The sequence below is a fragment of the Nocardia pseudovaccinii NBRC 100343 genome (genome assembly GCF_001613225.1).
GTDB classification, from domain to species: domain Bacteria; phylum Actinomycetota; class Actinomycetes; order Mycobacteriales; family Mycobacteriaceae; genus Nocardia; species Nocardia pseudovaccinii.
Window position 1 is genome coordinate 1 of record NZ_BDBY01000010.1, and the last position, 24,445, is coordinate 24,445.

General features: G+C 66.1%; 26 protein-coding genes and 1 tRNA gene. 13 read left to right on the forward strand and 14 right to left on the reverse strand.

Annotated features, from left to right (window positions below; genetic code table 11):
* The coding region (locus NP3_RS00965; protein WP_063036790.1) for a class I SAM-dependent methyltransferase at positions 1-602 on the forward strand (602 nt) is incomplete at its 5' end.
* Positions 603-1,094: 492 nt separating this feature from the next.
* On the forward strand, positions 1,095-1,739 hold the full coding sequence (locus NP3_RS00975) for an HAD family hydrolase (protein WP_063036794.1): 645 nt from the start codon (positions 1,095-1,097) through the stop codon (positions 1,737-1,739).
* Positions 1,740-1,804: 65 nt separating this feature from the next.
* On the opposite strand, the gene NP3_RS00980 is transcribed toward NP3_RS00975, so the two are convergent.
* From NP3_RS00980 to NP3_RS01000, 5 genes are all read right to left on the reverse strand, one after another.
* Positions 1,805-1,877 (reverse strand) — tRNA-Ala (locus NP3_RS00980).
* A gap of 85 nt (positions 1,878-1,962) precedes the next feature.
* A complete protein-coding gene (sepX, locus tag NP3_RS00985; protein ID WP_063036796.1) occupies positions 1,963-3,036 on the reverse strand; it encodes a divisome protein SepX/GlpR in 1,074 nt (357 codons plus the stop codon).
* A 328-nt stretch (positions 3,037-3,364) separates the two neighbouring features.
* Positions 3,365-4,015: a GNAT family N-acetyltransferase gene (locus tag NP3_RS00990; protein WP_063036830.1), complete on the reverse strand. Its 651-nt coding sequence runs from the start codon at positions 4,013-4,015 to the stop codon at positions 3,365-3,367.
* Between the two features lie 12 nt (positions 4,016-4,027).
* Positions 4,028-5,287 (reverse strand): molybdotransferase-like divisome protein Glp, encoded by a 1,260-nt coding sequence (gene glp / locus NP3_RS00995; RefSeq protein WP_063036798.1) that lies wholly within the window; start codon positions 5,285-5,287, stop codon positions 4,028-4,030.
* Positions 5,288-5,489: 202 nt separating this feature from the next.
* The gene (locus NP3_RS01000) at positions 5,490-6,446 is read right to left on the reverse strand and encodes a UTP--glucose-1-phosphate uridylyltransferase (protein ID WP_063036800.1); all 957 of its coding nucleotides are present in this window, start codon (positions 6,444-6,446) and stop codon (positions 5,490-5,492) included.
* A gap of 80 nt (positions 6,447-6,526) precedes the next feature.
* Here NP3_RS01000 and NP3_RS01005 point away from each other — a divergent pair, with 80 nt between their 5' ends.
* The 4 genes from NP3_RS01005 to mscL all read left to right on the forward strand — a co-directional run bounded on the left by NP3_RS01005 (position 6,527) and on the right by mscL (position 8,828).
* Positions 6,527-7,120 carry a 5-formyltetrahydrofolate cyclo-ligase gene (locus NP3_RS01005; RefSeq protein WP_373864718.1) on the forward strand — a complete coding sequence of 198 codons (594 nt, stop codon included), beginning with the start codon at positions 6,527-6,529 and terminating at the stop codon, positions 7,118-7,120.
* A 69-nt stretch (positions 7,121-7,189) separates the two neighbouring features.
* Entirely contained in the window at positions 7,190-7,486 is a 297-nt protein-coding gene (locus NP3_RS46360) for an FmdB family zinc ribbon protein (RefSeq protein WP_084507980.1), read from the forward strand.
* Positions 7,487-7,596: 110 nt separating this feature from the next.
* Positions 7,597-8,310, forward strand: coding sequence for an SAF domain-containing protein (locus tag NP3_RS01010; protein ID WP_063036803.1), 714 nt, complete (start codon positions 7,597-7,599; stop codon positions 8,308-8,310).
* 110 nt (positions 8,311-8,420) lie between these two features.
* Entirely contained in the window at positions 8,421-8,828 is a 408-nt protein-coding gene (gene mscL / locus NP3_RS01015) for a large conductance mechanosensitive channel protein MscL (protein WP_063036805.1), read from the forward strand.
* Between the two features lie 134 nt (positions 8,829-8,962).
* On the opposite strand, the gene NP3_RS01020 is transcribed toward mscL, so the two are convergent.
* From NP3_RS01020 to NP3_RS01055, 9 genes are all read right to left on the reverse strand, one after another.
* A complete protein-coding gene (locus NP3_RS01020) occupies positions 8,963-9,634 on the reverse strand; it encodes an MspA family porin (RefSeq protein WP_063036807.1) in 672 nt (223 codons plus the stop codon).
* Positions 9,635-9,709: 75 nt separating this feature from the next.
* Positions 9,710-10,384 carry an MspA family porin gene (locus NP3_RS01025; protein ID WP_063036809.1) on the reverse strand — a complete coding sequence of 225 codons (675 nt, stop codon included), beginning with the start codon at positions 10,382-10,384 and terminating at the stop codon, positions 9,710-9,712.
* Between the two features lie 309 nt (positions 10,385-10,693).
* The gene (locus NP3_RS01030) at positions 10,694-11,362 is read right to left on the reverse strand and encodes an MspA family porin (protein WP_063036811.1); all 669 of its coding nucleotides are present in this window, start codon (positions 11,360-11,362) and stop codon (positions 10,694-10,696) included.
* 62 nt (positions 11,363-11,424) lie between these two features.
* Positions 11,425-12,099: an MspA family porin gene (locus NP3_RS01035; RefSeq protein WP_063036814.1), complete on the reverse strand. Its 675-nt coding sequence runs from the start codon at positions 12,097-12,099 to the stop codon at positions 11,425-11,427.
* Positions 12,100-12,604: 505 nt separating this feature from the next.
* Complete coding sequence (locus NP3_RS50190; RefSeq protein ID WP_084507984.1) at positions 12,605-12,790, reverse strand: hypothetical protein; 186 nt, start codon at positions 12,788-12,790, stop codon at positions 12,605-12,607.
* Entirely contained in the window at positions 12,791-13,285 is a 495-nt protein-coding gene (locus NP3_RS01040; protein WP_157123982.1) for a MogA/MoaB family molybdenum cofactor biosynthesis protein, read from the reverse strand.
* A gap of 80 nt (positions 13,286-13,365) precedes the next feature.
* Positions 13,366-14,829 carry a S1C family serine protease gene (locus NP3_RS01045; protein ID WP_169814421.1) on the reverse strand — a complete coding sequence of 488 codons (1,464 nt, stop codon included), beginning with the start codon at positions 14,827-14,829 and terminating at the stop codon, positions 13,366-13,368.
* A gap of 128 nt (positions 14,830-14,957) precedes the next feature.
* Positions 14,958-16,430 carry a HAMP domain-containing sensor histidine kinase gene (locus NP3_RS01050; RefSeq protein WP_063036818.1) on the reverse strand — a complete coding sequence of 491 codons (1,473 nt, stop codon included), beginning with the start codon at positions 16,428-16,430 and terminating at the stop codon, positions 14,958-14,960.
* 15 nt (positions 16,431-16,445) lie between these two features.
* The gene (locus tag NP3_RS01055) at positions 16,446-17,132 is read right to left on the reverse strand and encodes a response regulator transcription factor (RefSeq protein WP_063036820.1); all 687 of its coding nucleotides are present in this window, start codon (positions 17,130-17,132) and stop codon (positions 16,446-16,448) included.
* Between the two features lie 358 nt (positions 17,133-17,490).
* Between NP3_RS01055 and NP3_RS01060 the strand changes: the two genes are divergently transcribed.
* The 7 genes from NP3_RS01060 to NP3_RS01090 all read left to right on the forward strand — a co-directional run bounded on the left by NP3_RS01060 (position 17,491) and on the right by NP3_RS01090 (position 24,360).
* Positions 17,491-20,283: a sensor histidine kinase gene (locus NP3_RS01060; RefSeq protein ID WP_063036822.1), complete on the forward strand. Its 2,793-nt coding sequence runs from the start codon at positions 17,491-17,493 to the stop codon at positions 20,281-20,283.
* The gene (locus NP3_RS01065; RefSeq protein WP_040695425.1) at positions 20,280-20,687 is read left to right on the forward strand and encodes a roadblock/LC7 domain-containing protein; all 408 of its coding nucleotides are present in this window, start codon (positions 20,280-20,282) and stop codon (positions 20,685-20,687) included. The genes NP3_RS01060 and NP3_RS01065 overlap by 4 nt, the downstream gene beginning before the upstream one ends.
* Before the next feature lie 7 nt (positions 20,688-20,694).
* Positions 20,695-21,069, forward strand: coding sequence for a DUF742 domain-containing protein (locus NP3_RS01070; RefSeq protein ID WP_063036824.1), 375 nt, complete (start codon positions 20,695-20,697; stop codon positions 21,067-21,069).
* Positions 21,070-21,157: 88 nt separating this feature from the next.
* On the forward strand, positions 21,158-21,715 hold the full coding sequence (locus tag NP3_RS01075; protein WP_040695543.1) for a GTP-binding protein: 558 nt from the start codon (positions 21,158-21,160) through the stop codon (positions 21,713-21,715).
* Positions 21,708-22,544 carry an MHYT domain-containing protein gene (locus NP3_RS01080; RefSeq protein ID WP_063824612.1) on the forward strand — a complete coding sequence of 279 codons (837 nt, stop codon included), beginning with the start codon at positions 21,708-21,710 and terminating at the stop codon, positions 22,542-22,544. The genes NP3_RS01075 and NP3_RS01080 overlap by 8 nt, the downstream gene beginning before the upstream one ends.
* A gap of 206 nt (positions 22,545-22,750) precedes the next feature.
* Positions 22,751-23,776, forward strand: coding sequence for a glycoside hydrolase domain-containing protein (locus NP3_RS01085; RefSeq protein ID WP_063036826.1), 1,026 nt, complete (start codon positions 22,751-22,753; stop codon positions 23,774-23,776).
* A 359-nt stretch (positions 23,777-24,135) separates the two neighbouring features.
* Positions 24,136-24,360 carry a hypothetical protein gene (locus tag NP3_RS01090; RefSeq protein WP_063036828.1) on the forward strand — a complete coding sequence of 75 codons (225 nt, stop codon included), beginning with the start codon at positions 24,136-24,138 and terminating at the stop codon, positions 24,358-24,360.
* Positions 24,361-24,445: the final 85 nt, after the last annotated feature.

The following is a 24,445-nucleotide window of genomic DNA, read 5'->3' on the forward strand; positions in this document are numbered from 1 at the left end:
AGCCGGAACTCGCCACGCTGATCGAGCAGGGCAAATTCCATGGCCATGTCCTCGATGTCGGATGCGGTGAGGCGGCGATCTCGCTGTATCTGGCCGAGCGAGGCTACACCACCGTGGGACTGGACCTGTCGCCGACCGCGATCGAGCTGGCCCGCGCCGAGGCGACCAGGCGCGGCTTGGCCAACGCCTCCTTCGAGGTCGCCGACGTCACCTCATTCACCGGCTACGACGGGCGCTTCGACACGATCGTCGACAGCACGCTGTTCCATTCGATCCCGGTCGAGTCGCGGGCGGGCTACCAGCAGTCGATCGCGCGCGCCGCCGCGCCGGGCGCATCATATTTCGCGCTGGTCTTCGACCGCACCGCCCTGCCCGAAGTACCCGTACCGGGGCCTGCACCGGTCACCGCCGACGAGCTGCGCGAAGCGGTCGAAAAGTACTGGGTGATCGATGAGATCAGGCCGGCACGAATCCACGGCAACCTGCCTGTCGGCGACTTCGGCCCTGCCGACGGCCCGCGGTTCCGGTTCGAGGGCATCCGCGACGAACCCAGTGGCCGCAAGTCGGTTCCCGCCTGGCTGCTGTGCGCCCGACTGGGCTGATCCTCCACAAACCCAGTCCACGCGCTTCGCTTCACCGTGAGCGGGGGCCGCAGCAGCGTAAATCCATGAGCAGCAGCGCTTCTCCCGCGCCGAGCGAATCGACATGCGGGTTGCCAGCGAGCTCGGCTACGACGCGGTCAGACCTTCGGGCGGCACTTTGTGGAGCGGATCACGAAGACCCGTTCCGAGTGGTACCTTGCCGTACCCCTTGGTAGGTTTCGGCTTGTTCGCGCAGCGTCGCGCATCACCTCCAGCCTCCGACTCGCGGAACATTCCTTCGATCCACAGTTTGTGCGCCTCTTTCGTCATGGAAGCAGGCGGGAATCGTCATACCCACGCAGCCGATTTCGCGGCCATTCTCGACGGCGAAGGCGTCGGCGGCACCGATGGAGCTTTCGCTCATCGCACCGCGACGACACCGCCCTCCTCATGCTGCCCGCCCTGCTCGTCGCGGGGCGTGGCTGTCCTGTCCCATCAAGCCTTGGAGAACCGGTGGTAACTGCACTACCTCACCAGCCCGTGGAACTCGACGCGGTCATCTTCGACTACAACGGCGTCATCGGCCTGCAGCCCACTGTTCCTATGTGGAACGGGCTCGCCGAACTCGCCGGATGGCACACAGACCAGCTCGGGCTTTTCCAAACCGCCTTCTGGAGCGCCCGCGAACCGTACGACTCCGGCGAGTTCGACGACGCGGACTTCTGGACCGCCGTGCTCGGATATCGCCCGGACCCGGAACTGCTCACCCGGTTGCGTGCCGTCGACACCGCGATGTGGATCCGGACCGACGACCGCGTCGTCGCACTTCTGCACCATGCCCGGCGGGCAGATCTGCCGATGGTGCTGCTCTCCAACGCACCCCATCCGGTCAGCGACGCCCTCGACGCCTCCGACTGGCGCACGCTGATGACCGACGCCCTCTACTCGGCCCGGCTCGGCATGAACAAACCCCACCCCGACACCTACCGAAACGCACTCGCCGCGACCGGAGTTCGCGATCCCGGCCGTGTCCTTTTCGTCGACGACCGTGCCGACAACTGCCAAGCCGCCGCTCGCCTCGGTCTACGCACTCTCCACTACACCGGCTCACCCACCGACATCGAGGATCACCTCCGCCTCGCGACCGTCGCCGCGTAGGCCCCTGCGAGTCGTCACAAAATCAAAAGGCGAGTGCTCTACACGAGCACTCGCCTTCCCATTTGTGGAGCTAAGGGGAATCGAACCCCTGACCTTCTCGATGCGAACGAGACGCGCTACCAACTGCGCTATAGCCCCGTGCGGCTCCGGGGAACCGCGCTGTGACACTGTATCAGGCGGGGTGGGCAGACTCCGAATCGTGTGGGTGACCTGGGAGGATGGGTCAGGCGCCTGCGGCGCGGCGCATGTCGCCGGTGCCGCGGCGGAGGGCGCGGGCGGTGGCCGGGTCGAAGGTTTCCAGGTGGTCGAACGTGGGGTCTTCGTCGTCCACCTCGATGAGGGCGGAGCGGCGGCGCAGGGCACGGGCGGTGTCGCGGTCCATGACGCGCTGTTGGGCGCGCTGCTCGGCCTCGCGTTCGGCCTCGATGTGCTCGCCGCGGCTGCGGGCCAGGCGGGCGAGGCGGCGGCGGCGGATTTCCTCCTCCATGCGGACCTGCTTGCGCAGGTACGCCAGGTAGGTCACCAGGACGAGCGCGGAGCCGCCGCAGCCCCACCAGAACATGGGGCTCAACGCCACCGAGAGTCCACCGAAGGCGAGGGCGGCCAGGACGAGGCCGAGCACCGCGCGCTGACGGAAGGTGTAGCGCGCCGCGCGCGCGATGGCGTCGGCCTCCGGGTCGAAGCCGCCGCGGCCGCGCCGGGTCGGCACGAAATCCGAGTCGTCGGAGTCGGATTCGTCGAATCGGGCGGGCGCCGCCGTCCGGGCCGGGGGGATTCGGGCACCGGTCGATTCGGTGTGCTCTAAAGCCACCCGGTCATCATCGGCGGTCGCCGGTTGCTTCGCAGCCGTTCGGGCCGTTGCTATTTCGGCATCATCGGAATCGGCGGTGTCGAGTTCTTCGGCTTCGTCATCGAATTCACTATCCGCACCGTCGAATTCGTCGTCCGTGTCGTCGATTTCGGCATCGGATACCGCCGACTCGGCTTCGGGCGGGCTGTCCGCGGGATTGTCGTCCTCGGTGACCTGCTCGTCGGCCGGTGGGGTCATCCGGTCCTCCGCATCATCGCTGTGGGAAAGCTTTCTCTGCACTCGGGTCGGCCGGTAATCCGGATCACTGTCGTGTCCCGCGGCCGGACCACTCTTCGTGCGCCGCTTGGAACCTCCGCGGTGCAATACGCGGGTCGCCAACGCCGCGTCGGTCGTCTGCCTGATCCTGGGATGCCGGTCGGCGAGAATCGGGAACAGCACAAAGACCCAGAGCACGACCAGGCCGATCCATAGGATCGAATTCGGCATCTCGCCTCTGCACCTCCGTCCCCGCCGCATCGTCCGCTCGGCCTTTCGACCGGGTCGCACCGCGCCCCGTCGCGGTGCGTTCGCTCGCCGCAAAACGCCTCGGACGGACGGAACGTCCGGCCGCCGTGAGGCGTATTCGGCACTGCCTCACAGGCTGATTTGCCGGTGACGCGGGACGCACCACCGACGTCCGTAGGTTAATTCCGTGGCGCACCAAGTTCGGTCAGGCGCGCCGTGCACACACGCCACACCTGTCACAGTTCCACCATTTTCGCCGCGCGCCGAAGTCAGCCGGGCGCGTCGAAAACAGCACGGGCGTACCAGTATTTCAAGGCAGTGTGGCCCGGCCATCGCGCACCAGCCGATCGACGACGGTCCCCACCACCTCCTCGACGGTGATGCCGACCAGCAGATGATCGCGCCAGGCCCCGTCCACATCGAGGTACCGCTTCAGCAGACCCTCCTCGCGAAACCCCACATTGCGCAGAACCGCTTGACTGGCCAGGTTTTCCGGCCGCACGGTCGCCTCGACCCGATGCAATCCGACCGGCCCGAAGCAGTGGTCCAGCCCGAGCGCCAACGCGGCCGTCGCCACGCCCTGACCGCCCAAATCCTTGGCCACCCAATAGCCGATCCATGCCGAACGCAGTGCACCGCGCACGATATTGCCAACGGTCAGCTGCCCGCTGAACGCGCCGTCGACCTCGATCACGAGCGGAATCATCGCACCGCGCCTGGCCTCGGCCTTCAGACTCGACCACAGCGACGGCCAGTTCGACACATGGTTGCGAGCCTCCCAGGCACCGCGCCCGGTCGGCTCCCACGGCTCCAGATGCGCCCTGTCGCGCAACCGGATCCGGCTCCATGCGGCCGCATCGCGCAACCGGACCGGACGCAATGTCACCTCCCCGGCCGCGACGCGCACCGGTCCCAGATGCGCGGGCCAACCGGGATGCTGCGTGACCCGGAAAACATTCATCGTCTCCACGCCTCAGCCACGCTGTGCGAGAAATGCGACCCGGACCTCGTCACCGGTCCTGATCTCGGTGTCGTCCGGGTCGATCACGATCAGACTGTTCGCCTCGGCCAGCGTGGCGAGCAGATGCGACGAACCGCCCGTTCCGCCGCCCAGCGGCTGCACCAGGTAGTCGCCGGTGGCCTCGTCGCGCATGAGTTGCGCACGCAGGTACCCCTTGCGTCCGGCCATCGAGGTGATGGGGGTGATCGTTCTGGCACGGATGATCCGGCGCATGGGATGTCTGCGCCCCAACGCGATTCGGATCAACGGTCGCACCATGACCTCGAAAACCACCAGTGCGCCAACGGGATTCGACGGCAGCAAAAAGGTCGGCACCTCATCGCGGCCGAGCCGCCCGAAACCCTGCACGGAGCCGGGATGCATGGCGACCCTTGCGATTTCGAGTTCACCGAGCCCTTCGAGCGCCTCACGGACCTGCTCCGAGGCCCACCCGCCGATGGCGCCCGCGATCACCACGACCTCGGATCGAACCAGCTGCCCCTCCACCACATCGCGCAGCCGCCGCGGATCCGAACTCACGATGCCGACCCGGTTCACATCCGCGCCCGCGTCGCGCGCGGCGGCGGCCAGCGCATAGGAATTCACGTCGTAGACCTGCCCCGGCCCCGGCGTCCGATCGATGTCGATCAACTCGCCGCCGATCGAGATCACCGACAGCCGCGGGCGCGGATGCACCAGCACCTTGTCCTGACCGACCGCGGCAAGCAGACCGACCTGCGGCGCACCGATGATGGTGCCCGCGCGCACCGCGACGTCGCCGGGCTGCACGTCGTCACCGATGCGCCGGACATAATCACCGGATCGCACCGGCTCGTACACCTTGATCCTGGCTCGGCCGCCATCGGTGAAATCCAAGGGCAGCACGGCATCGGCCAGCGTCGGCAGCGGCGCACCGGTATCGACCCGCACCGTCTGGCGCGGCTGCAATCGGATCGGCTGCTTGGATCCGGCGACCACCTCGCCGACCACCGGCAGCGTCAGATCGACGAGTTCGCCGTCCTCGTCGCGGATATCGGTGCCCGCGGCGGACACATCGACGCTGCGCACCGCGTAACCATCGATCGCGGCCTGATCGAAGCCGGGCAGCGGCCGCTCGGTGACCACATCCTCGGCACACAGCAGGCCTTGCGCCTCGGAGATCGCGACCCGGACCGGCCGGGGCGCGACCGCCGCAGCCGTCACCTTGATCTGCTGATCCTCAACCGAGCGCATCCAGCCCTTCCTGATCTCTCCGCACCGACCCGATTCCGCGACCGCGCAACCGAACCCGCGCGGCTCTGCCCGATCCGCGGTGTTCCCGGGGCTCTACGTGGTTACGCAAGCTGCCGCCTCCGAGCCCGTCGCTCACACCGCAGATGAACCATCATTCGTACCCGACGGTCCACTCTCGGCGAAACCCCGACGCCCGCGCCTATCAGTCGTAGGTCGTCAGCTGTGGGTCCCAGTCCGCACTGAGCCGATGCTGCAGCCACTCCCGCAGGGCGGGGCCGTATTCCTCTCGTTCCAAAGCGAAATCGACCGCAGCACGAAGATAACCGCCCGGGTTGCCCAAATCGTGGCGCGACCCACGGTGGACCACCACATGGACCGGATGGCCCTCCTCGATGAGCAGTGCGATCGCGTCGGTGAGTTGCAGCTCGCCGCCGGTGCCCGGTTCGATCCGGCGCAGCGCGTCGAAGATGGCGCGGTCCAACAGGTATCGGCCCGCGGCCGCGTAGGTCGACGGTGCGTCCGCTAGCGCGGGCTTCTCCACCATTCCGTTGACCCGCAGCACATTCGGGTTCACCGCATCGGGTACCGGCGCGACGTCGAAGACACCGTAGGCGCTGACCTGATCCTTGGGAACGTCGATGGCGCACAACACAGTTCCGCCGCGCTTGCGCCGGACCCGGCTCATCACGTCGAGCACGCCACACGGCAGCACCAGGTCGTCGGGCAGGAGTACGGCGATGGCGTCCTCGTCGTCGTCGAGTGCGCCCTCGGCCTGGGCAACGGCGTGGCCGAGACCGAGCGGCTCGTCCTGGACCACCGAGGTAACATCGAGCAGCGCGGGCGCCTTGCGCACCTTCTCCAACAGCTGGAACTTGCCGCGCTCGGCGAGCGTGCCCTCCAGCACCAAGTCCTCGACGAAGTGTGCGACCACGCCGTCTTTACCCGGCGAGGTCACGATGACCAGCCGCTCCGCACCGGAATCGGCGGCTTCCGACGCGACCAGTTCGATGCCAGGAGTGTCCACCACCGGCAGTAGCTCCTTGGGCACGGTCTTGGTCGCGGGCAGGAACCGCGTCCCGAGTCCGGCCGCGGGCACGACGGCCGTGCGGAAACACGACACGACCGCGCCATTCGCGGGTTGTCCGGCCTTTGCTGTCATACGCCTACCCTATCCATCCGTCACCGGCCCGAAGCGGCCATCACGCCGACTCGGGTCCCGGTGAGCTTAAGGTGATCACCGTGGAGATGCCCGGCAAGCGCGACAAACATGCCTGGCGGGCGGAAATAGGTGCTCGACGGGCCGCGATGAGCAGCGCCGACCAGGAAAACGAGGCGCGTGAGCTGGCCCACAGTGTCGCCGAGCTGGACGTTCCCGAATGGGTGTGCGCGTATGTGCCGGTGCGCGGGGAACCCGGATCGACGGCGATGCTGACGGCTCTGCGTGCGGCGGGCGCCCGGGTGCTGCTGCCGGTCACCGGACCGCCGGGACCGCTGCGCTGGGCCGAGTTCACCGGCATCGATGACCTGCGGCGCGCCAGATTCGGGCTGCTGGAACCCGTCGGCGAGGTGCTCGCCGATGCGATCGCGCTGGCGGAGCTGATCCTGGTCCCCGCGCTGGCGGTGGATCGCCGCGGTGTTCGGCTCGGCCGCGGCGCCGGGTACTACGACCGGACGTTGTCCGCGGCCCGGCCGACGGCGCGGCTGATCGCGGTGGTCCGCGATGACGAACTGCTCGACCGGCTCCCCGAGGAACCGCACGATCTGCGCATGGGCTGGGCCCTCACACCGCACGGAGGACTGCATCGATTGGGCGGCGATAAGGATGCGGAATGAAATGCCGATTAGCGGTGTTGGCACTGTCGGCTGTAGAGTGCCAGATTGACGAACCCTGCGGAGGATGCTGTGCCAACTTATTCATATGCGTGCACCCAGTGTGACAACCGCTTCGACATCGTTCAGTCGTTCGCCGATGAGGCGCTGAGCGTCTGCTCGGAGTGCTCGGGCAAGCTGCGCAAGCTCTTCAACTCGGTCGGCATCGTGTTCAAGGGCAGCGGTTTCTACCGCACCGACAGCCGCGGTGGCTCCTCGACCGCCAGCGAGCCCGCGAAGTCGGACAGCGGTGCCAGCAGCTCCGCGCCGAGTTCGGATTCCGGTTCGTCCAGCAGCTCCAGCACTGCCAGCACGGCTGTCGCAAGCTGAGTTTCCCCTGGTAGGAGCAGCCCTGCGGGTGTTATCCCCAGGGCTGTCGTTATCCACAGGGCACACCTTTCCCGGGCGAGTCGCAGTGCCGGTGACCATAGGCTCCGGGCATGGCTCCCCTGGGCATCATTCCGTCGGGCAAGACCCGATCCTTGGCCGACCTCGGCCGCGGCGACTCGTTGCGCTCGGCGATCTGGAATAGGGCGAGTTGGAATAGACCGCCCTGGGCAGATGCGCTGCTGGCCCGACGCCTGCTGGCGGCGGCACTCACCGCACTCGCGATCGTCCTGTTCCTGCGCGGTGATCCCGGCAGTGCACGCACCGAGGTCGTGGTCGCCGGGCGCGATCTGCCGCCGGGCCATCTGCTCGAGGCGACCGATCTACGCTCGACACTTCTGGAATCCGGCACACTGCCCTCGGGGGCGGTCGCCGATATCGCCGTTTTGGTCGGCGCGACGCTGACCGGCGGGATGCGCACCGGCGAGGTATTCACCGATCTGCGCATCGTCGGACCGCGACTGGCGGCGGTCGCCACCGGGACGGGCGATGCTCGCATCGTGCCCATCCGGCTGGCCGATTCCGCGGTCGCGGAGATCCTGCGAGCCGGTGACCGGGTGGATGTCATCGGAGCCGAGGAGCAGAGCGGTCCCGGCACCCGTCCCGCCCGGCTGCTTGCGATCGACGCCGCGGTCGTACTGGTATCCGGTCCCGGTGACCGGCGCGGCGCGCCCGAGCGCGTGGTGCTGGTCGCGACGGACGCCGAACACGCCACCGCGGTTGCCGCCGCCTCGCTGCGCACCGCGCTGACCGTGGTTTTTCATTGACCGCAGTTCGCCGAGAATTTGCCTTCAAGGTCAACTAGCATCGGTCGATACGGCAGCCCGAACCGCCGAGCACAACGAGTCAGCTCCCACCTGAAGAGGAGATATCGGCAATGCTCAAGGGTTTCAAGGATTTCCTACTCCGCGGAAACGTCGTCGACCTGGCAGTAGCCGTGGTGATCGGTACCGCGTTCGTCGCGATCGTCACCGCTTTCACCAATGGCATCATCAACCCGATTCTCGCCATCTTCGGCGAACGGGACGACCTCGGCCTCGGTTTCCAGTTGATTGCCGATAAACCGGCAACCTTCGTGCAGGTGGGTCCGCTCATCACCGCGGCCATCAACTTCGTGGTCATCGCGGCGGTGCTGTACTTCGTGCTGGTGCTGCCCGCGCTGCACGCGAAGAAGCGGTTCGGCACCACCCCGGACACCAAACTCAGCGATTCCGAGGTGCTGATCGAGATCCGCGACCTGCTTGCCGACAGCCAGCGCAGCGCGGGTGGACGTCACGAATTCTGAACCGAATTCCCCTGCCCGCCAACATGAGCAGGAATTCGACTGCGCCACAATCACATACGGTAATTACCTGCATCACAAAGCAAACGGGCCCGTCGCGCGTGCGACGGGCCCGTTCACATATTCGAGCGGAAGACTCAGCCGAGACTGAACGGCTGACCCCACAACGTCGTCCAGGTGATCACGTTGTCGGTCTCCACCTCGACACTGACGAAGGCACGCGCCTGCGCGTAGCCACCACAGCCGCTGAGACCGATGGTCTCGTCGGCCCAGGTGACCGAGCCGCTGCCGCCCTTGAACTTGTTGCGCTTCTTGTGCGCCTCGTTGCCGAAGTCGTCGGCCTGCTCGAGATCGAGCACATAGAACGACTGCGCCTGGCCGGGACCGAGACTCAGGTTGGCGCCGCTGTTGGCGCTCACCTTCGGCTTGACGTTCTGGCTGTCGCTCCAATCCAGACCACCGGTGACGCCGCCGTCGACGCCACCGCCGTCGATATTCACTTGGCAGGCAACGACATAACCCGGGAAGATCGCGCCGTTCCAGCCATCGGTCACATCGACCTGCGCACTACCGGACACCCACGCATTGCGGTGCACAGGTGTCGCGCCCATGGACGGATTGATATTGGCCGATTCGCCGACCAGCCGAATGGTGAGAACCGTTCCGTCGGAAAGCGTTTTGACGATTTGACCGCCCGGCAGCGGAATGAAGGTGTCGGCATTCGCCGCACCGGTGGACAACAGGCCGAGTGCCAGCGCGGCGGCGCCGCCGAGCCCGGCAACGCGCGCCACAAACTTACGATCGATCATGATTGGTACTACCCCTAGCGATTGAGTTCGATGAATTCGATTCGGCGAGTAGAGATTCGACAGATCCCACCGCGGTCAGCCGATGCTGAACGGCGCTCCGTACAGGGTGACCTTGGAGTAGTTGTCGCCGATGATCTCGACAACGGTGTAGGCACGCGCCTGGGCGTAGCCCGCGCAGCCCTGGATCTCGATCTCCGCATCCTGATACTCGACCGAGTAGCGACCCGGCTTCAGAATGTCCTTGTAATCGATCTGAACGAACTTGACATCGCCCGGGCCGAGATTGAGGCCGATCGACCCACCGAGCGAACCGCCCGAGAGGTTGATGCCGCCGGAAACCCCGGCCGAGATCGCGTTATCGGCGATGCTGACCTGGCAGCCGACGATATAGCCGGTGCTCAGCTGCGAAGCGCCGTGCGTCGAGGAGTTATTGGTACCTGGCGCCCCTGAGGCGCCGTTGTTCGGGCCGATGGTGCCCTCGGGAGTGATGGACACATCGGCAATGGCGTTACCCGAGACCCACACGACTCGGCCCGCGCCATTCGCGGCCAAAGATGGTGAAATCAAGGCGCGTTCACCCGTCCGGCTGACGGTCACGCCCGGGCCCAGCTTCTGGCCGTCCGGCAACGGCACAAAAACGTCGGCGTTGGCAGCGCCGGTCGAAAGCAGGCCCATCCCAGCAGCGGCGGCGACAACGGCACCCGCAATGCGGACACCTCGACGCAGACCGCTGGTGCGGTTCTTGCTCATACTTCCCCTCATCGGATTCTAGCGGTCGGCCTCGGGGTACCGAGGACGAAAACCCTTTCATGCGGACGCCGCTCGCTGGAAAGACATTGGCCATCAAGCGGTTTGCCGACAATCTCGTCGGTGGACGATCTTGGGTGCGCCCAATATTAGTGGTTTGCGCCGAATTCCTGTGAGATTTCGCACATGTTACCGCTCGATCCGCTACGATCTGCGAATTTGGCTGGGTGCCAGGGGGTTTCACAATGAAAGCGGGCCCGCCGCGAATGCGACGAGCCCGCTTGCGTTTTCAGGGTGCGCTGCCCCTGTCGATCAGCCGAGGCTGAACGGCTGGCCCCACAGCGTGGTCCAGGTGATGACGTTGTCGGTCTCCACCTCGACGCTGACGAAGGCACGAGCCTGGGCGTAACCGGCGCAGCCGGACAGGCCGATGGTCTCGTCGGCCCAGGTGACCGAGCCGCTGCCGTTCTTGAACTTGTTGCGCTTCTTGTGCGCCTCGTTGCCGAAGTCGTCGGCCTGCTCGAGGTCGAGCACGTAGAACGACTGCGACTGGCCGGGGCCAAGGGTGAGATTGCCGCCGCTGGTCGCGCCGACACCACCGGTGACGGTGTCACCGCTCCAGTCCGCGGTGCCCTCGACACCACCGGTGGCGCCGCCACCGGAGATGTTCACCTGGCAGCCGACGGTGTAGCCCGGGAAGATCGAGCCGCCGCCGTCACCGGAGACCGAGACCTGAGCGCTACCCGAAACCCACGCGTTGCGGTGCAGCGGGGTAGAGCCCATGGACGGGTTGATGTTCGCGGATTCGCCGGTCAGGCTGATGGTGACCACGGTGCCGTCGGACAGCGTCTTGGTGATCGAGCCACCCGGCAGCGGCACAAAGGTATCGGCGTTCGCGGCGCCGGTGGAGAACAGGCCAAGAGCGACAGTGGCAGCGGCGCCGACACCGGCCACCCGTGCCACGTTCTTACGGTTGATCATGCTGATAATCCCTCGAGGGTTGATTCGCTTGAGCGAGAAGAATATTCGTGGATTGACCGATGTCAGCCGATGCTGAACGGCTGCCCGTAGAGGGTGGTCTTCGAGTAGTGGTCACCGATGATCTCGACGACGGTGTAGGCACGCGCCTGGGCATAGCCCGCGCAGCCCTGGATCTCGATCTCGGCATCCTGGTACTCGACCGAGTAGCGACCCGACTTCAGAATGTCCTTGTAATCGATCTGCACGAACTTGACCTCGCCGGGGCCGAGGTTGAGGCCGATCGAACCGCCGAGCGAACCGCCCGAGAGGTTGATGCCGCCGGAAATACCGGCCGAAATGGCGTCGCTGGCGATGCTGACCTGGCAGCCGACGATGTAGCCGGTGCTCAGTTGCGAAGCGCCGTGCGTCGAGGAGTTATTGGTACCCGGGGCGCCCGAGGCGCCGTTGTTCGGCCCGACCGTGCCTTCCGGCGTCACGTTCACATCGGCGACAGCATTGCCCGAAACCCAGACCACACGGCCGGCACCGTTGGCCGCCAACGAAGGCGAAATCAGGGCGTGCTCACCAGTACGGGTGAGCGTCACATCGGGGCCGCCCTTCTGGCCGTCCGGCAACGGCACGAAGGTATCGGCATTGGCAGCACCGGTCGAAAGCAGGCCCATGGCCACGGCCGCGGCAGCGCCGACGCCCGCGATCCGGGCACCGCGGCGCAGACCGTTGGTGCGGTTCTCGCTCATACTTCCCCTCATCAGGTTCTAACAGTCAACCTCGACCATCGAGGCTGGACGTTGGTCCTCTCAGGCCCAGCTCAGTTTGTGCCCCGTTTGTTGCCGGTATGTAACCGGCTGTTATTTCGGCGCAACGGTCAGTGCTGGCATCGGAACCGAGCCGGGTTCCGCCGAGTCGACAAACGTACGTGCCGCACCCGGGCCCGCGAGGTCCAGCAGCGTGGGTGGCTCGTGGCGAGATTAAACCGACCAGTAACGGTCTGGCAACGTAAGTTTTCGTTAAGATCAATGTGATCTAGATCACATCATCTCAAATGCTCATATTGCTTGACGTGCATAAACAGGACACAAGCGCCACCCGAACGACCCCAAAGGGCCACCACAGTCGCAACGATGCCGTTGGTAACTACGAGACAGCCCCGTACTTGAAGGTCGAGCAAAAATCAGCGTGAGGAATTCGCAATGGATGAAGGCGCGACCGCGGACCTTGGTACGTGACTGGACCGTAGATGAGTCAGGAGCCGTGATGAGGTGGCACCTGCGACCGGAGCCAGTCGTCGGATAACGATTCGGTCTCGTCGCCGCGCTCGTCACCGGTCGTCTCCGGGAGGACCTCACCGAAAATTTTTGCCAGACGCGCCGCATCCCTCGCCCGGCGTGTCGCCGGACGAGGGGCGTCGGAGGAGCCCTCGGCGGTAATTTATTCCGCCAATCCGGACAGCTCGCCGATCACTCGGCTGGCGAGCGGACCGAGGGTTGCCATGCCGTCGCGCACCGCGGACCGGCTGCCCGGCAGATTTACCACCAATGTGCTGCCGGAGATTCCGGCCAGACCGCGCGAGAGTCCGGCGTCGAGTGAACCGGCCACGCGACCGGAGGAACGCAGCGCCTCACTGATCCCCGTGAGTTCCCGGTCGAGCACCTGCGAGGTGGCCTCGGGCGTGACATCGCGCGGGGACATGCCGGTGCCGCCGACGGAGATGACCAGGTCGACACCGCCGATCACCGCGGTGTTGAGCGCATTGCGGATCTCGACCTCATCGGCCTGCACCGATACCGAAGCGTCCACCAGGAAACCCGCCTCGGTGAGCAGCTCGGTGACCAGCGGCCCGAGCGAATCCACACCTCCATGCGCCGTTCGATCGTCGACGACCACCACCAGAGCACGCCCCGCGACAGGAGCATCGATTTCCATATTGGTAACCGTAGCGTCCAGATCGACGAGGTGGGCGTCGGCTCCCGGTCGTGCCGACAATCCGCCGGGCAGGACCCGCATCACCGGCCACCGTCCGCGGCCGCACCGGAGAGCGTCACGTCGACTGTCTTGGGGTTGTTGCCTTGTTCATCGGTGTAGGTGACCTTCACCTTGTCTCCTGGCTGATGGGAACGGACGGCGGCGATGAGTGCGTCGCCCGAGTCGATGGTCCGGCTGTCCACCTTGGTGATGATGGCACCCGCCGGAATTCCGGCCTTGGCGGCCGGACCGTCCGGAGTCGCCTCGAGCACCCGTGCGGCGGTGTCCTGCGGGCGCAGTTTGATGCCGATCTGGGCGTAGGTGGCGTGACCGGTCTTGATGAGTTCGTCGGCGACCCGGCGGGCCTGATCGACCGGGATGGCGAAGCCGAGGCCGATGGAACCGCTCTGCTGGCCGGTCGCCTCGCTGCCGCCGAGGCTGGCGATGGCGGTATTGATGCCGATGAGCTTGCCGTTGGCGTCGACCAACGCACCACCGGAGTTGCCCGGGTTGATCGCGGCATCGGTCTGGATCGCATCGATGACCGGCTGCACCTGGCTCGGGGTGCCCTCACCGTTGGTGGAGACCGGGCGGTTGAGTGCCGAGACGATGCCCGTGGTCACCGTGCCCGCCAGCCCGAGCGGCGAGCCGATGGCGATGACCGGCTGGCCGACCGCGAGATCCGACGAGCTGCCCAGATCGATCGGGGTCAGTCCGCTCTTGCCCTGCACCTTGATCACGGCCAGATCGGAGACCGGATCGGCGCCGACCAGCGTGGCCGGTGCGGTGGTGCCGTCGGCGAAGGCGACCTCCATCTTGGCGTTGGCGCCACCGCCGGAGGCGACATGGTTATTGGTGAGGATCAGACCGTCGGAGGACAGCACCACACCGGAGCCCTCGCCCTGGGCGCGATTGCTGGCGACCTTGATCATCACCACGCTCGGCAGCACCTTCTGCGCCACCGCCTGGGTGGAGCCTGCCGGTGCGTTGGCGATATTGCTGACATTGGGCTTGGGCACGTCCAGGGCATTGGTGACCGTCGCGTGGCCGTCATCGGAGCGGGTGACCAGCGAGCCGACCGCGCCACCGACACCACCGCTGACGAGGGCGAGCGCGACCGCGCCGACGACGAGACCGGTGCGGACCGGGCGGCGTGCGGGTTCGGGCTGCGGCTCGGCGGCGAATGCGGCGCCGGGATACGGCCCGCCGGGTGGAACGGGCGGGGCGTAGGACGGCCGGGCGTATTCCGGGCCCGCCTCGGGACCCGGGAATTGCTGCGCGTATTCCGAACCCCCTTCAGGACCGGGGAATTGCTGTGTCGGGTTGGGCGGCATGCGTTGCTGCCAGATCGTCGGACGCGGTGTCGGTGCCTGAGGCCCGTATCCGGATTGCGCGTAGGTCTGGCCCGGTGGTGCGACCGGGATCTCCTGGGTCGGATGCGGACCGGGCGCGGCGTCGGCGTTATCCGGCTGCGGCGTCAAGCCTTCCTTGGAATCCTCGGTCATTTTTCTCCTTACGTCTTCGACCAGCTTGGCGACGACGACTGAGAGCGGACTGAGACGCTGCTTTCAGTTTTCCGAGTATTGCGGACGGGGCCGGGTAAGGCCCGCCATCACCTTAGTCTCGAACGGCGTCAATCGGTTACGGACTCGACCACACCGTCGAGCATGCTCGCCGCACCCGGCAGCACGATCCGGATCAGGGCGCCGCCGCGCTCGGAGGTCTCGATGGTGATCGTGCCGCCGTGCTTGGTCACCACCTGTTTGACGATCGCCAGGCCGAGCCCCGAACCCGGCATGGAACGCGACGCCGTGGTCCGATAGAAACGGTCGAACACCAGCTCGCGCTCGGCGGCCGGAATGCCCGGTCCGGCGTCGTCGACATCGAGCTCGAGCAAGCCGCGACCGGTTTCCCGCATGGTGACCTTCACCTGCACGCCCGCTGGACTCCACTTCGCGGCATTGTCGAGGACATTCAGAATCGCCCGCTCCAGGCCCGCCTCATGGCCGTATACGAACCAGGGCTGCAGTTGCGCGGCGAACTCGATGGAACCGCGACGGCGCCGGGCCCGCTCGAGTGCGCGCTCGGCTACCTCGCCGAGATCCACTCGCTCGTAAACGGTTTCGGGCGCGTCCTCGCGGGCGAGATCGACGAGATCGCCGACCAGGGTCGACAATTCCTCGATCTGAGCCATCACATCCGCGCGCAGCTCGGCCATGTCCTGTTCCGGAATCTGCGGTGCGCCAGGGCGACTCGAAGCGATCAGCAATTCCATATTGGTGCGCAGCGAAGTCAGCGGCGTGCGCAATTCATGTCCGGCGTCGGCGACCAATCGGCGTTGCCTATCGCGCGATTCGGCGAGTGCGCGCAACATTGTGTTGAAGCTCTCTGTGAGCCTTGCGAGTTCATCGTCACCCGTTACCGGAATCGGTGTCAGATCATCGGTGCGCGCGACCCGTTCGGTCGCCGCGGTGAGCCGTCCGATCGGGCGCAGCCCGGTGCGACCGACCGCGGTCCCCGCTGCCGCTGCCAGCACAACTCCACAACCGCCGACGACGAACAGCAACCAAGCCAGCCGGTCCAATACCTCGCGGGTCGGTTGCAGCCGCTGCGAGATGACCAGCGTCGCGCCGGAATGCGTCGGCATGGCGAGCACCCGCTGATTACTCACAGTGCGCAGTGACGAGGGCAGCTCACCGTTCGCGACCGCGAGTTCCTGGGCGCCGACCGGCGGAATCGTTTGCTGCGGCGGCATATACGCCTTGTCTTTCGCGTATATCAACGCCACTCCGACATCATTGGAGTACAGCCCGGCCAGCACGATCGACTGGAAACCCAAACTGTCGAAATTATTGTTGATCATGGTGTTCGCGCGTGCCTGGAGCTGTGCGTCCACATCGGCGTTCAGTGCGCGGGCCACCATGGCATAGGCGGCGATGGAAGTGACGGCCACGGCGATGGCGACCACCGAGGCGGCGAGCAGGGTGACCCGCCAGCGCAGGGAGACCGACCTGGTCAGGGGCATGGGCGGGCGCATATCCGGCGGTTCCGACGGATATGCGCCGAGCGCGGCGACCACTTGCCGCTTGGGATTGGTTCTGGCCATGGGGTGTCGACTCGCCTACGGGGGTGTTTCGCGCAGCACGTAGCCGACACCGCGCACCGTGTGGATGAGCCGGGTCTCGCCCTCGGCCTCGGTCTTGCGGCGCAGGTAGCCGATATAGACCTCGAGCGCATTACCGGAGGTCGGGAAGTCGTAACCCCAGACCTCCTCGAGAATGCGGCTGCGGGTCAGCACCCGGCGCGGATTTGCCATCAGCATTTCCAGCAGTGAGAACTCGGTGCGGGTCAGGCTGATCGAGCGGTCGGCTCGCGTCACCTCGCGGGTCACCGGATCCAGCGACAGATCGGCAAACGTCATGGTCTCGGAAACCTCGCCGGGATCGGTGGCCCGGCGGCGCAACAACGCGCGCAATCGGGCCAGCAATTCCTCGAGCGCGAATGGTTTCGGCAAATAGTCATCGGCTCCGGCATCGAGTCCGGCTACCCGTTCGGAAACCGAATCCCGCGCCGTCAAAACCAGAATCGGGAGATCATCTCCGGTGCTGCGCAAGCGTCGGCAAACTTCGAGCCCATCCATCCGGGGCATCATCACATCGAGCACGAGTGCATCCGGTCGCTGCACAGTTGCTTTCTCCAGCGCGTCCACTCCGTCGACCGCGAGATCGACGGAGTAGCCGTTGAAGGTCAGTGACCGGCGCAGCGATTCCCGGACGGCACGATCGTCGTCGACTACCAGAATGCGCATGCCCCCAGTTTGACCGCATCGACTGAGAGTCGACTGAGAGGGCGCCGCCCGACACGCCGCGCCAGCATCGATGCCGCCCACTAGGGGCTGGACGAGCGACCAGCAGGTTTGTGATCACGTACAGATCTCGACGGAATCCGGCAACCGTTTTGGGCGACGAAAGCCGTTCTGAGTAGCCATATTCGAGTGAATTACAGAGCGACTGCCCCAGATTGCCGTTAGTCACTCTGCGCGGTATGTTCCCTGCGGTAAAAAGAAGACCTCTAGTTGGTTCTCAGCGGGTTGAATCAAAACCGAACAGCCACGCGCCATCCGGGGGCACACGTGCAAGCTCGTGAAGCGGAGGCAACGGAAGCGGATGGAAGCTGCACCGCGGTCCTGGCAATTCAGTCTGTCCAACTGGTCGGTCACTCGCAAGGTTGGCATCGTGCTGGTCCTGCCCGTGCTGCTGGCCACCGTCTTCGCCGTGCTCCGCATCAACAACGAACTGCGCACGATGTCGCAGTTGGATGCGGCGACCGAACAGGTCATCATCATTCGCCCGATCGTCAAGTTCGGCACGGCCACCGAACAACTCGCGGTCGCGGCGACCGCCTCCTGGGGTAACACCGCGGATCCGGCGACGGACGCGGCATTGACGAAATTCGATCAGGCGCTCGCCGATCTCGAGGCCGGAATGCGCACCACCAAGGTGAGCACCCGGGTCACCTCCGAATTGGCCTCGGCCGTCGCCACCGGCACCACCATGCGCAATAGCCTGCGCAACGGATCGCCGATGATGGTCGGTGAGCAGGCCGACGAGATAGCGGTTCGCATCGGCAACGCGTTCGCGCTGTCGCCCTCGGTCGAGGACCTCAACATCCAGCGCTACTTCCTGCAGATCGGCGCGATCCAGAACGCCCGGCGGGTACTCACCCAGCAGCGCATGATGATCGGCTCCCCCGATGCCGGCCGCAATTCGAGCGTGCGCGCGAAGGTGCTCATCTCGGCAGGCGCCGAGATGACCATGATCAACACCTACGGCATCATCCTGCTGGACAATGCGCCGAATATGCGGCCGCTACTGGACGCGGTCGGCATCCGCCTCGGCGCGTTCAGTCAGAACGTCGGGGATCCGACATCGAATCCGGCCGTACTGGATTCACTACAGGCCAGCTCGGACACCTACGAGAAGACAACCAATTCCCTCGCCGACACCATCGATAAGGCGCTGGCGCATCGGACCACCGAGGCGCAGACCGGTGCGCTGCGCGAGACCACGATCGTCATCGGCATGCTGCTGGCCGGTCTTGCGCTGGCCCTCGCCGTCGCGCGCACCCTGGTCGTCCCGGTGCGCAGGTTACGCCGCGACGCGCTCGAGGTCGCGCACGTCAAGCTGCCCGACGAACTGGCGGTGGTGCGCAGCGGTGGCGCCACCCCGGAGATCACCCCGGTCGGCGTGCACACCACCGACGAGGTCGGCCAGCTGGCCCGCGCCGTCGACGAAATCCACGAGCAAGCGCTCAATCTCGCCGCCGATCAGGCCCGGCTGCGGCTGCAGATCGGGAATATGTTCGAAACCCTTTCCCGCCGTAGCCAATCCCTCGTCGAACAGCAGCTGTCGCTGATCGAGGATCTGGAACACGACGAGGACAATGCCGAACGGCTACAGAGCCTGTTCCGCCTCGACCACCTCGCCACCCGCATGCGCCGCAACGGCGACAACCTGCTGGTGCTCGCCGGTACCGCGCTGCGCCGCGGTCAACTACATCCGGTGCCACTATCGGACATGCTCTGGAGTGCGGTCTCCCAGGTGGAGGATTACCAACGGGTCGAGATCGGTGCGGTGCCCGACGGCATCGTCGCCGGTGAGCCCGCTGTCGATATCGAACATCTGCTGGCCGAACTGATCGATAACGCGCTGCGCTACTCCCCGCCGACCACACCGGTCGCGGTGATGGTTGCGCGCGCGGTCGACGGCGGCTACCTGATCGAGATCACCGACCGCGGCCTCGGCATGTCACTCGAGGATCTGCAGCTCACCAACGACCGGCTGGCCTCCGGTGGTGAGGTCACCGTCGAAACCGCCCGCCGCATGGGCCTTTTCGTTGTCGGCCGACTCGCCAAGCGGCACACCATCACGGTGAGCCTGCGCCGCACCTCGACCATGGCGCAGCAGCCTGGCATCACCGCGAGCGTGCACCTGCCCGGCGCACTGGTCGCGCCGCCGCTCGATGCGACCGATCCGAACCAGCGGGCCATCGAAGCCCAGGTCATGGCCGCGTTGCCCGCCCCCTCGCAACAACAGCCGCCGCGCACGCTGGTGCCGGTGCCGAGCCTGCCACAGCGTGAACCATCGCGCTTCGCGGTCACCAGTTCCGGTCTGCCACAACGTCGTCCGACCATGCGCGTCGCCGACGCGCCTGAGGTACCGATACCCGGCGATGATCACACCGAAACCTCGGTCGACGTATTCGCCGAGAATCCGAGCAGCCGCCGCGGCGACGACGACCGGTCCCGCATCACGCCGTTCGGGCCGCCGACCCCGACGGATGAGCCTGCCACCGGACCGAATTCGGTCATCGACGTGGAACCGCAGGTGCCCCTCGGCGCGGTCACCGATATGTGGGCCGAACAGCCCGACGAGCCGGTGGACACCGGATCGAATCCGATCGTCTCCCGCGAGCCCGCCGAGCCGTATCAGACCGCCGTCCTGCGGCCGACGCTGCCGACCAGAAAGCCCACCGCCGCAACGGAACCCGAGCCGACCTCGACTCGACTACAGCCGGTCTCAGCCGACGCCGCGGCCAACACCTCGACCCGACTACAGCCCGTGCAGGGCGAAACGCCCACCCCGATCTATCAGCGGATGGTTTCGGAGTGGTTGGTCGAGCCCGCGACGGCACAACCCTCGCCCTCGGCATGGACCTCCCCCGCCGACGCGGGCTGGACGGCCGCCGAGCAGGCCAGCCATCCGACCGCCGAGGCGCGCACCGTCGGTGGACTGCCGATCCGCAGGCCCGGAGCGCAATTGGTGCCCGGCGGCCTCGCGCCGGTCGAGGAACCCGGCGTACGCGATCCGGAGGAGATCCGGAACAACTTGACCAGGCATCTCAGTGGGGTCCGCAGCGGGCGGGCCGAAGCGCAGTACAACGACGGAGGGCTTGTATGACCAACCCGAACAGCACCACGGACGAGAACCTCAACTGGCTGGTTGCCCGCTTCACCAAGGATGTGCCCGGAGTGTCGCACGCGGTGCTGGTGACGGCGGACGGTCTGCTGCAGGCGACCAGCCCGAATCTACCCGCGGACCGCGCGGAACAGCTTTCAGCGGTCACCGCGGGTCTGGCCAGCCTCGCCACCGGAGCGGCATCGCTGTTCGACGGCGGCAAGGTGATGCAGTCGATCGTGGAGATGCAGCGCGGCTACCTGTTGGTGATGAGCGTCGGCAACGGGTCGCACCTGGCCGTGCTCGCCAACAAGTCGCACGACATCGGTCGGATCGGCTACGAAATGGCCCTGCTCGTGGACCGTGTGGGCACGGTGGTCACGGCCACCGCCCGGACAGCAGTCTGATCCAACGATGTCGAGTCCATTCGGCCACGGACCGAACCGGCCGACCACCCGCGTCAGACCGTATGCCCTGACCTCCGGGCGTACCGAACCCGCGGTCGACCTACCGCTCGAAGCGGTTATCGAAACCCTGTCGTACACTGCGCATCTCGATTGGCCGACGGGCGATCTGCGCACCGAGATCCTGCGGCTGGGCACGCACCGGCTGTCGGTCGCCGAGATCGCCGCCCACCTGGATCGACCGCTCGGCATGGTCCGGGTCATGGTCGGTGACCTCGTCGTCGACGGCGCGCTGCGCGTGCATTCGACACTGACCGACGAGGCGAGCTTCGACGAGCGCCGTTCCCTTATGGAGAGGACTTTGCGTGGACTCCGTGCCCTATAGGCAAGGCGGAAATTACGGGCAGCCCGGTAACTCCGGATCCGGCAACACCGGACCCGCCGATGCCGACACCCGCGTCGCCTCGACCAAGATCGTGGTCGCGGGCGGCTTCGGGGCGGGCAAGACGACCTTCGTCGGTGCGGTATCGGAGATCGTTCCCCTACGCACCGAGGCCATGGTGACCCGCTTTTCCGACGGTATCGACGATCTCGCCGATACCCCGGATAAGGAAACCACCACGGTCGCAATGGATTTCGGCCGCATCATCCTGCCCGGCAACCTGGTGCTCTACCTGTTCGGCACGCCGGGCCAGCGCCGCTTCTGGTTCATGTGGGACGACCTGATCCGCGGCGCCATCGGCGCGGTGGTGCTCATCGACACCCGACGGCTGGAAGACAGCTTCGCCGCCGTGGACTTCTTCGAGGCGCGCAAGCTGCCGTTCCTGATCGCGGTCAACCGCTTTCCGGACGCGCCCCGCTTCCCGATCGCCGAACTGCGCGAGGCGCTTTCGGTGCGTGAGGGAGTGCCCATCGTGGATATCGACGCGCGCAATGCCATGGAGGTCCGCCAGGCGCTGGCGGCCGTCACCGAATACGCGATCGCCCAACTGAAGGCGCTCGAATTGGAAGGAACCGCTCGACATGCATGACGTCCGGTTGTTCGCCGCGGCGGACAACGGCGCAGTGGTGGACCAGTTCTCCATGGGGTACTGGGTCGCCGCACTCTCCTTCGGTGTTTCGGTGCTCGGCGCCGTGGTCGGGCTGGCCTGCGTACTACACGCGGCGCGATCGTCGCGGTTCCGGTTGGTGTGGGTGACCTCGGCCGCGGTGGCGCTCGGCGGCGTCGGGGTCTGGTTGTCGACCTCGGTCGCGCTGCTCGGCCTCGATATTTCGGGTACCGCTGCGCGCTTCGACGGCGGCAAGATGGTCGCGGCCATGGTGACCTCGTTCGTCGCGGTATTCGTCGCGCTGATCATCATCGGCCGTCGGCTGCAACTGGCCCGGCTCATCCCGGGCGGGCTGGTCATGGGATTCGGCATCGGTCTCACCCTGTATCTGGGGCTCGGGTCCATTCGCATCCGGGGCTCGATCGATATATCCCCGTGGCTCGCGGCGGTCGCGATGGCGGTCGCGGTGCTCACCGGTGTGGGCACGCTGTGGTCGTTCCAGGCGCTGCATGGTCTGCTCGCGCGGGCGGCCACGGTGCTGCTGTTCGCCGTCGGTGTGGCGGGCATGTACTACGCCGGGGCCGCGGCCATCGACCCGAATATCGATACCACCGCGAAGGCACCGGACGGACTCACGCTGTTCGAATTCGTCTTCCCGATGTTCGTCATCGGATCGCTCGCGCTGACGGTCCCGATCAGCGCGGTACTCATCGCACCGGACCGGCGCGAGACGGCGGCGGCGCTCGAGGCCAAGCGCCGGTCCGAGCTGCGGTCGGACCGGCTCCGGTCCGAGCTCCAGTCGGTGCGCTGAGCCTGTTGGAGCTCGCTGCCGATCAGCTGAGGGTCAGGCTTCGGGTGTCGGCATCTCCCCGACGGTCTTGCTCTTGGGCATCGGTCATCTCCGTTTCTAGTGAATAGGCACCTCCAGGGACCTAGTCAACCACCGGGCGCCGACAGTTTCGGCGGGTTCGGCGATGCCGCCGATTTCGGCCCACGACACCCCCTACAGTGAGAGATATGCGTTTGGGGCTGGACTACGCAGCGGGCCGTCCCGGCGGTGCGGCCATTCGAGCGGCCGGTTTCGATTTCGTCGTGCGCTATCTCTCCGATGGTGGTCCGACCCTGCCCGGCAAGCAGTTGACCCCGGCCGAGGCCGACGACCTACGGGCGAACGGCATCTCCATCGTCTCGAACTGGGAGACCACCGCGGCCAGGATGCTGGACGGCTACGGCGCCGGAATCGTCGATGCCCGTGCGGGTTCGGCGCAGGTGCTGCGCTGTGGCGGTCGGTCGGATCGGCCGATCTACTTTTCCGCGGATTTCGATTCGACACCGCAGGATCAGGTGGCGATCAACGCCTATCTCGAAGGCGCGGCCACCGTGCTCGGCGCCGCGAATGTGGGTATCTACGGCGGGTTCTGGTCGATCAGCCGGGCGTTGGACGCGGGCGTCGCGGCTTGGTCGTGGCAGACCGATGCTTGGTCCGGCACCAATGTGGAGACCAGGCGCAATATCCATCAGACATTGCGGCAGGTGGTCGTCGGGGGCGTGCTCTGCGATGTAAACGAAGCCGAGACAATCGATTTCGGACAGTGGGACTTCGTACAGGAGGAACCGGACGTGACGCCGGAACAAGAGGCAGTGCTGCGCGATATCCAGATCCAGCTGCGCGGTCCGGAGCTGTCCGGCTGGCCGCAACTCGGCACCGACGCGGAGGGCCGCTATCGCACGCTGGTGGACGGCGTGGCGGCGGCGCTGCAGCGGATCAAGGAGCTGGAGGACGAATCTGCCGATTTGCGTACGCAAGTCGGCGAATTGCGCACGGAGATCAGCGAACTCGAAGCCACCACCGCGGATCTGGTGGAAGAGGTGAAGCGGTTGGACGGGCCGCATTGGCCATGGCCGCTCTCGCTGATCGAGGGTCCGGCCGACTTCGTGGGTGAGCAACTGGCCCGGCTGGAGTCTCTATTGCCGGACTTGCCAGGTCGGCCCGGTGGCCGGGAAGTGGGGAAATCGGCAGAGAGGCCGGAAGTTTGGCGATGAGCGGGTTCCCGGAGATCCGGTGAACCGGGGTTCCGAGAACCCGCCCTCTCGGATGAGGGTACCGGCGCGAGAGCACGAAATCATCACTGCGCCAGGACTTTTACAGACACGAAAAACCAACTCACAGTACGTAATTGATCAATGAGCTACCGTGTCGCAATCACAGACACGGGAAGCTTCCATGTGACACGATTTATTTGAGTAGCTATTGAATTGCTATGGTCTCGAGCGGTTCCGATCCGAGACCGGCATCGAGCCATTCCGGTCGATCGACCATCGACCCAGCGCGATCCGTCCCGTGCCAGCACCGCGCGAGTTATCGTCAGCTTGCACATACCGGTTCGTACGAAGGAGTTCGCATGACCGTAAACGTGGTGCTCGACAAGGCTCTCGACAAGGAATTCGAGAACAAGTCGCTGAAGGACATCCTCTCCGCCCCGCCGTCGGCGCTGGCGGGCCTCACCCCGGCGCACGATAAGCAGCTGCTGGAGGCCTTGAAAATCAAGACGGTCGCCGACCTCGGCAACAACAAGTTCTTCCAGCTCGCCGCCACCTTGGTGCAGCTCGCCGAAAAAGAAGGCTGAATCTTTGGCAGCGCCTTCAGCGCTGCGTGTTCGCGGCCCCCTGGTGTCTCGCGTCCGAGCCGTCGAGACTCGCGACTTCGTCGCA

Bases quoted from the DNA above. Each gene is read 5' to 3' on its own strand.
- mscL (WP_063036805.1), top strand. From the start codon at position 8,421: ATGCTCAAGGGTTTCAAGGATTTCCTACTCCGCGGAAACGTCGTCGAC.
- NP3_RS01025 (WP_063036809.1), bottom strand. From the start codon at position 10,384: ATGAGCAAGAACCGCACCAGCGGTCTGCGTCGAGGTGTCCGCATTGCG.
- NP3_RS01070 (WP_063036824.1), top strand. From the start codon at position 20,695: ATGTCGAGTCCATTCGGCCACGGACCGAACCGGCCGACCACCCGCGTC.
- NP3_RS01085 (WP_063036826.1), top strand. From the start codon at position 22,751: ATGCGTTTGGGGCTGGACTACGCAGCGGGCCGTCCCGGCGGTGCGGCC.
- NP3_RS01000 (WP_063036800.1), bottom strand. From the start codon at position 6,446: ATGACAGCAAAGGCCGGACAACCCGCGAATGGCGCGGTCGTGTCGTGT.
- NP3_RS01035 (WP_063036814.1), bottom strand. From the start codon at position 12,099: ATGAGCGAGAACCGCACCAACGGTCTGCGCCGCGGTGCCCGGATCGCG.
- NP3_RS01080 (WP_063824612.1), top strand. From the start codon at position 21,708: ATGCATGACGTCCGGTTGTTCGCCGCGGCGGACAACGGCGCAGTGGTG.
- NP3_RS01060 (WP_063036822.1), top strand. From the start codon at position 17,491: ATGGAAGCTGCACCGCGGTCCTGGCAATTCAGTCTGTCCAACTGGTCG.
- NP3_RS01010 (WP_063036803.1), top strand. From the start codon at position 7,597: ATGGCTCCCCTGGGCATCATTCCGTCGGGCAAGACCCGATCCTTGGCC.
- NP3_RS01040 (WP_157123982.1), bottom strand. From the start codon at position 13,285: ATGGAAATCGATGCTCCTGTCGCGGGGCGTGCTCTGGTGGTGGTCGTC.
- NP3_RS01050 (WP_063036818.1), bottom strand. From the start codon at position 16,430: ATGGCCAGAACCAATCCCAAGCGGCAAGTGGTCGCCGCGCTCGGCGCA.
- NP3_RS00990 (WP_063036830.1), bottom strand. From the start codon at position 4,015: ATGAATGTTTTCCGGGTCACGCAGCATCCCGGTTGGCCCGCGCATCTG.
- sepX (WP_063036796.1), bottom strand. From the start codon at position 3,036: ATGCCGAATTCGATCCTATGGATCGGCCTGGTCGTGCTCTGGGTCTTT.
- glp (WP_063036798.1), bottom strand. From the start codon at position 5,287: ATGCGCTCGGTTGAGGATCAGCAGATCAAGGTGACGGCTGCGGCGGTC.
- NP3_RS01030 (WP_063036811.1), bottom strand. From the start codon at position 11,362: ATGATCAACCGTAAGAACGTGGCACGGGTGGCCGGTGTCGGCGCCGCT.
- NP3_RS01065 (WP_040695425.1), top strand. From the start codon at position 20,280: ATGACCAACCCGAACAGCACCACGGACGAGAACCTCAACTGGCTGGTT.
- NP3_RS01020 (WP_063036807.1), bottom strand. From the start codon at position 9,634: ATGATCGATCGTAAGTTTGTGGCGCGCGTTGCCGGGCTCGGCGGCGCC.
- NP3_RS01090 (WP_063036828.1), top strand. From the start codon at position 24,136: ATGACCGTAAACGTGGTGCTCGACAAGGCTCTCGACAAGGAATTCGAG.
- NP3_RS01055 (WP_063036820.1), bottom strand. From the start codon at position 17,132: ATGCGCATTCTGGTAGTCGACGACGATCGTGCCGTCCGGGAATCGCTG.
- NP3_RS01045 (WP_169814421.1), bottom strand. From the start codon at position 14,829: ATGACCGAGGATTCCAAGGAAGGCTTGACGCCGCAGCCGGATAACGCC.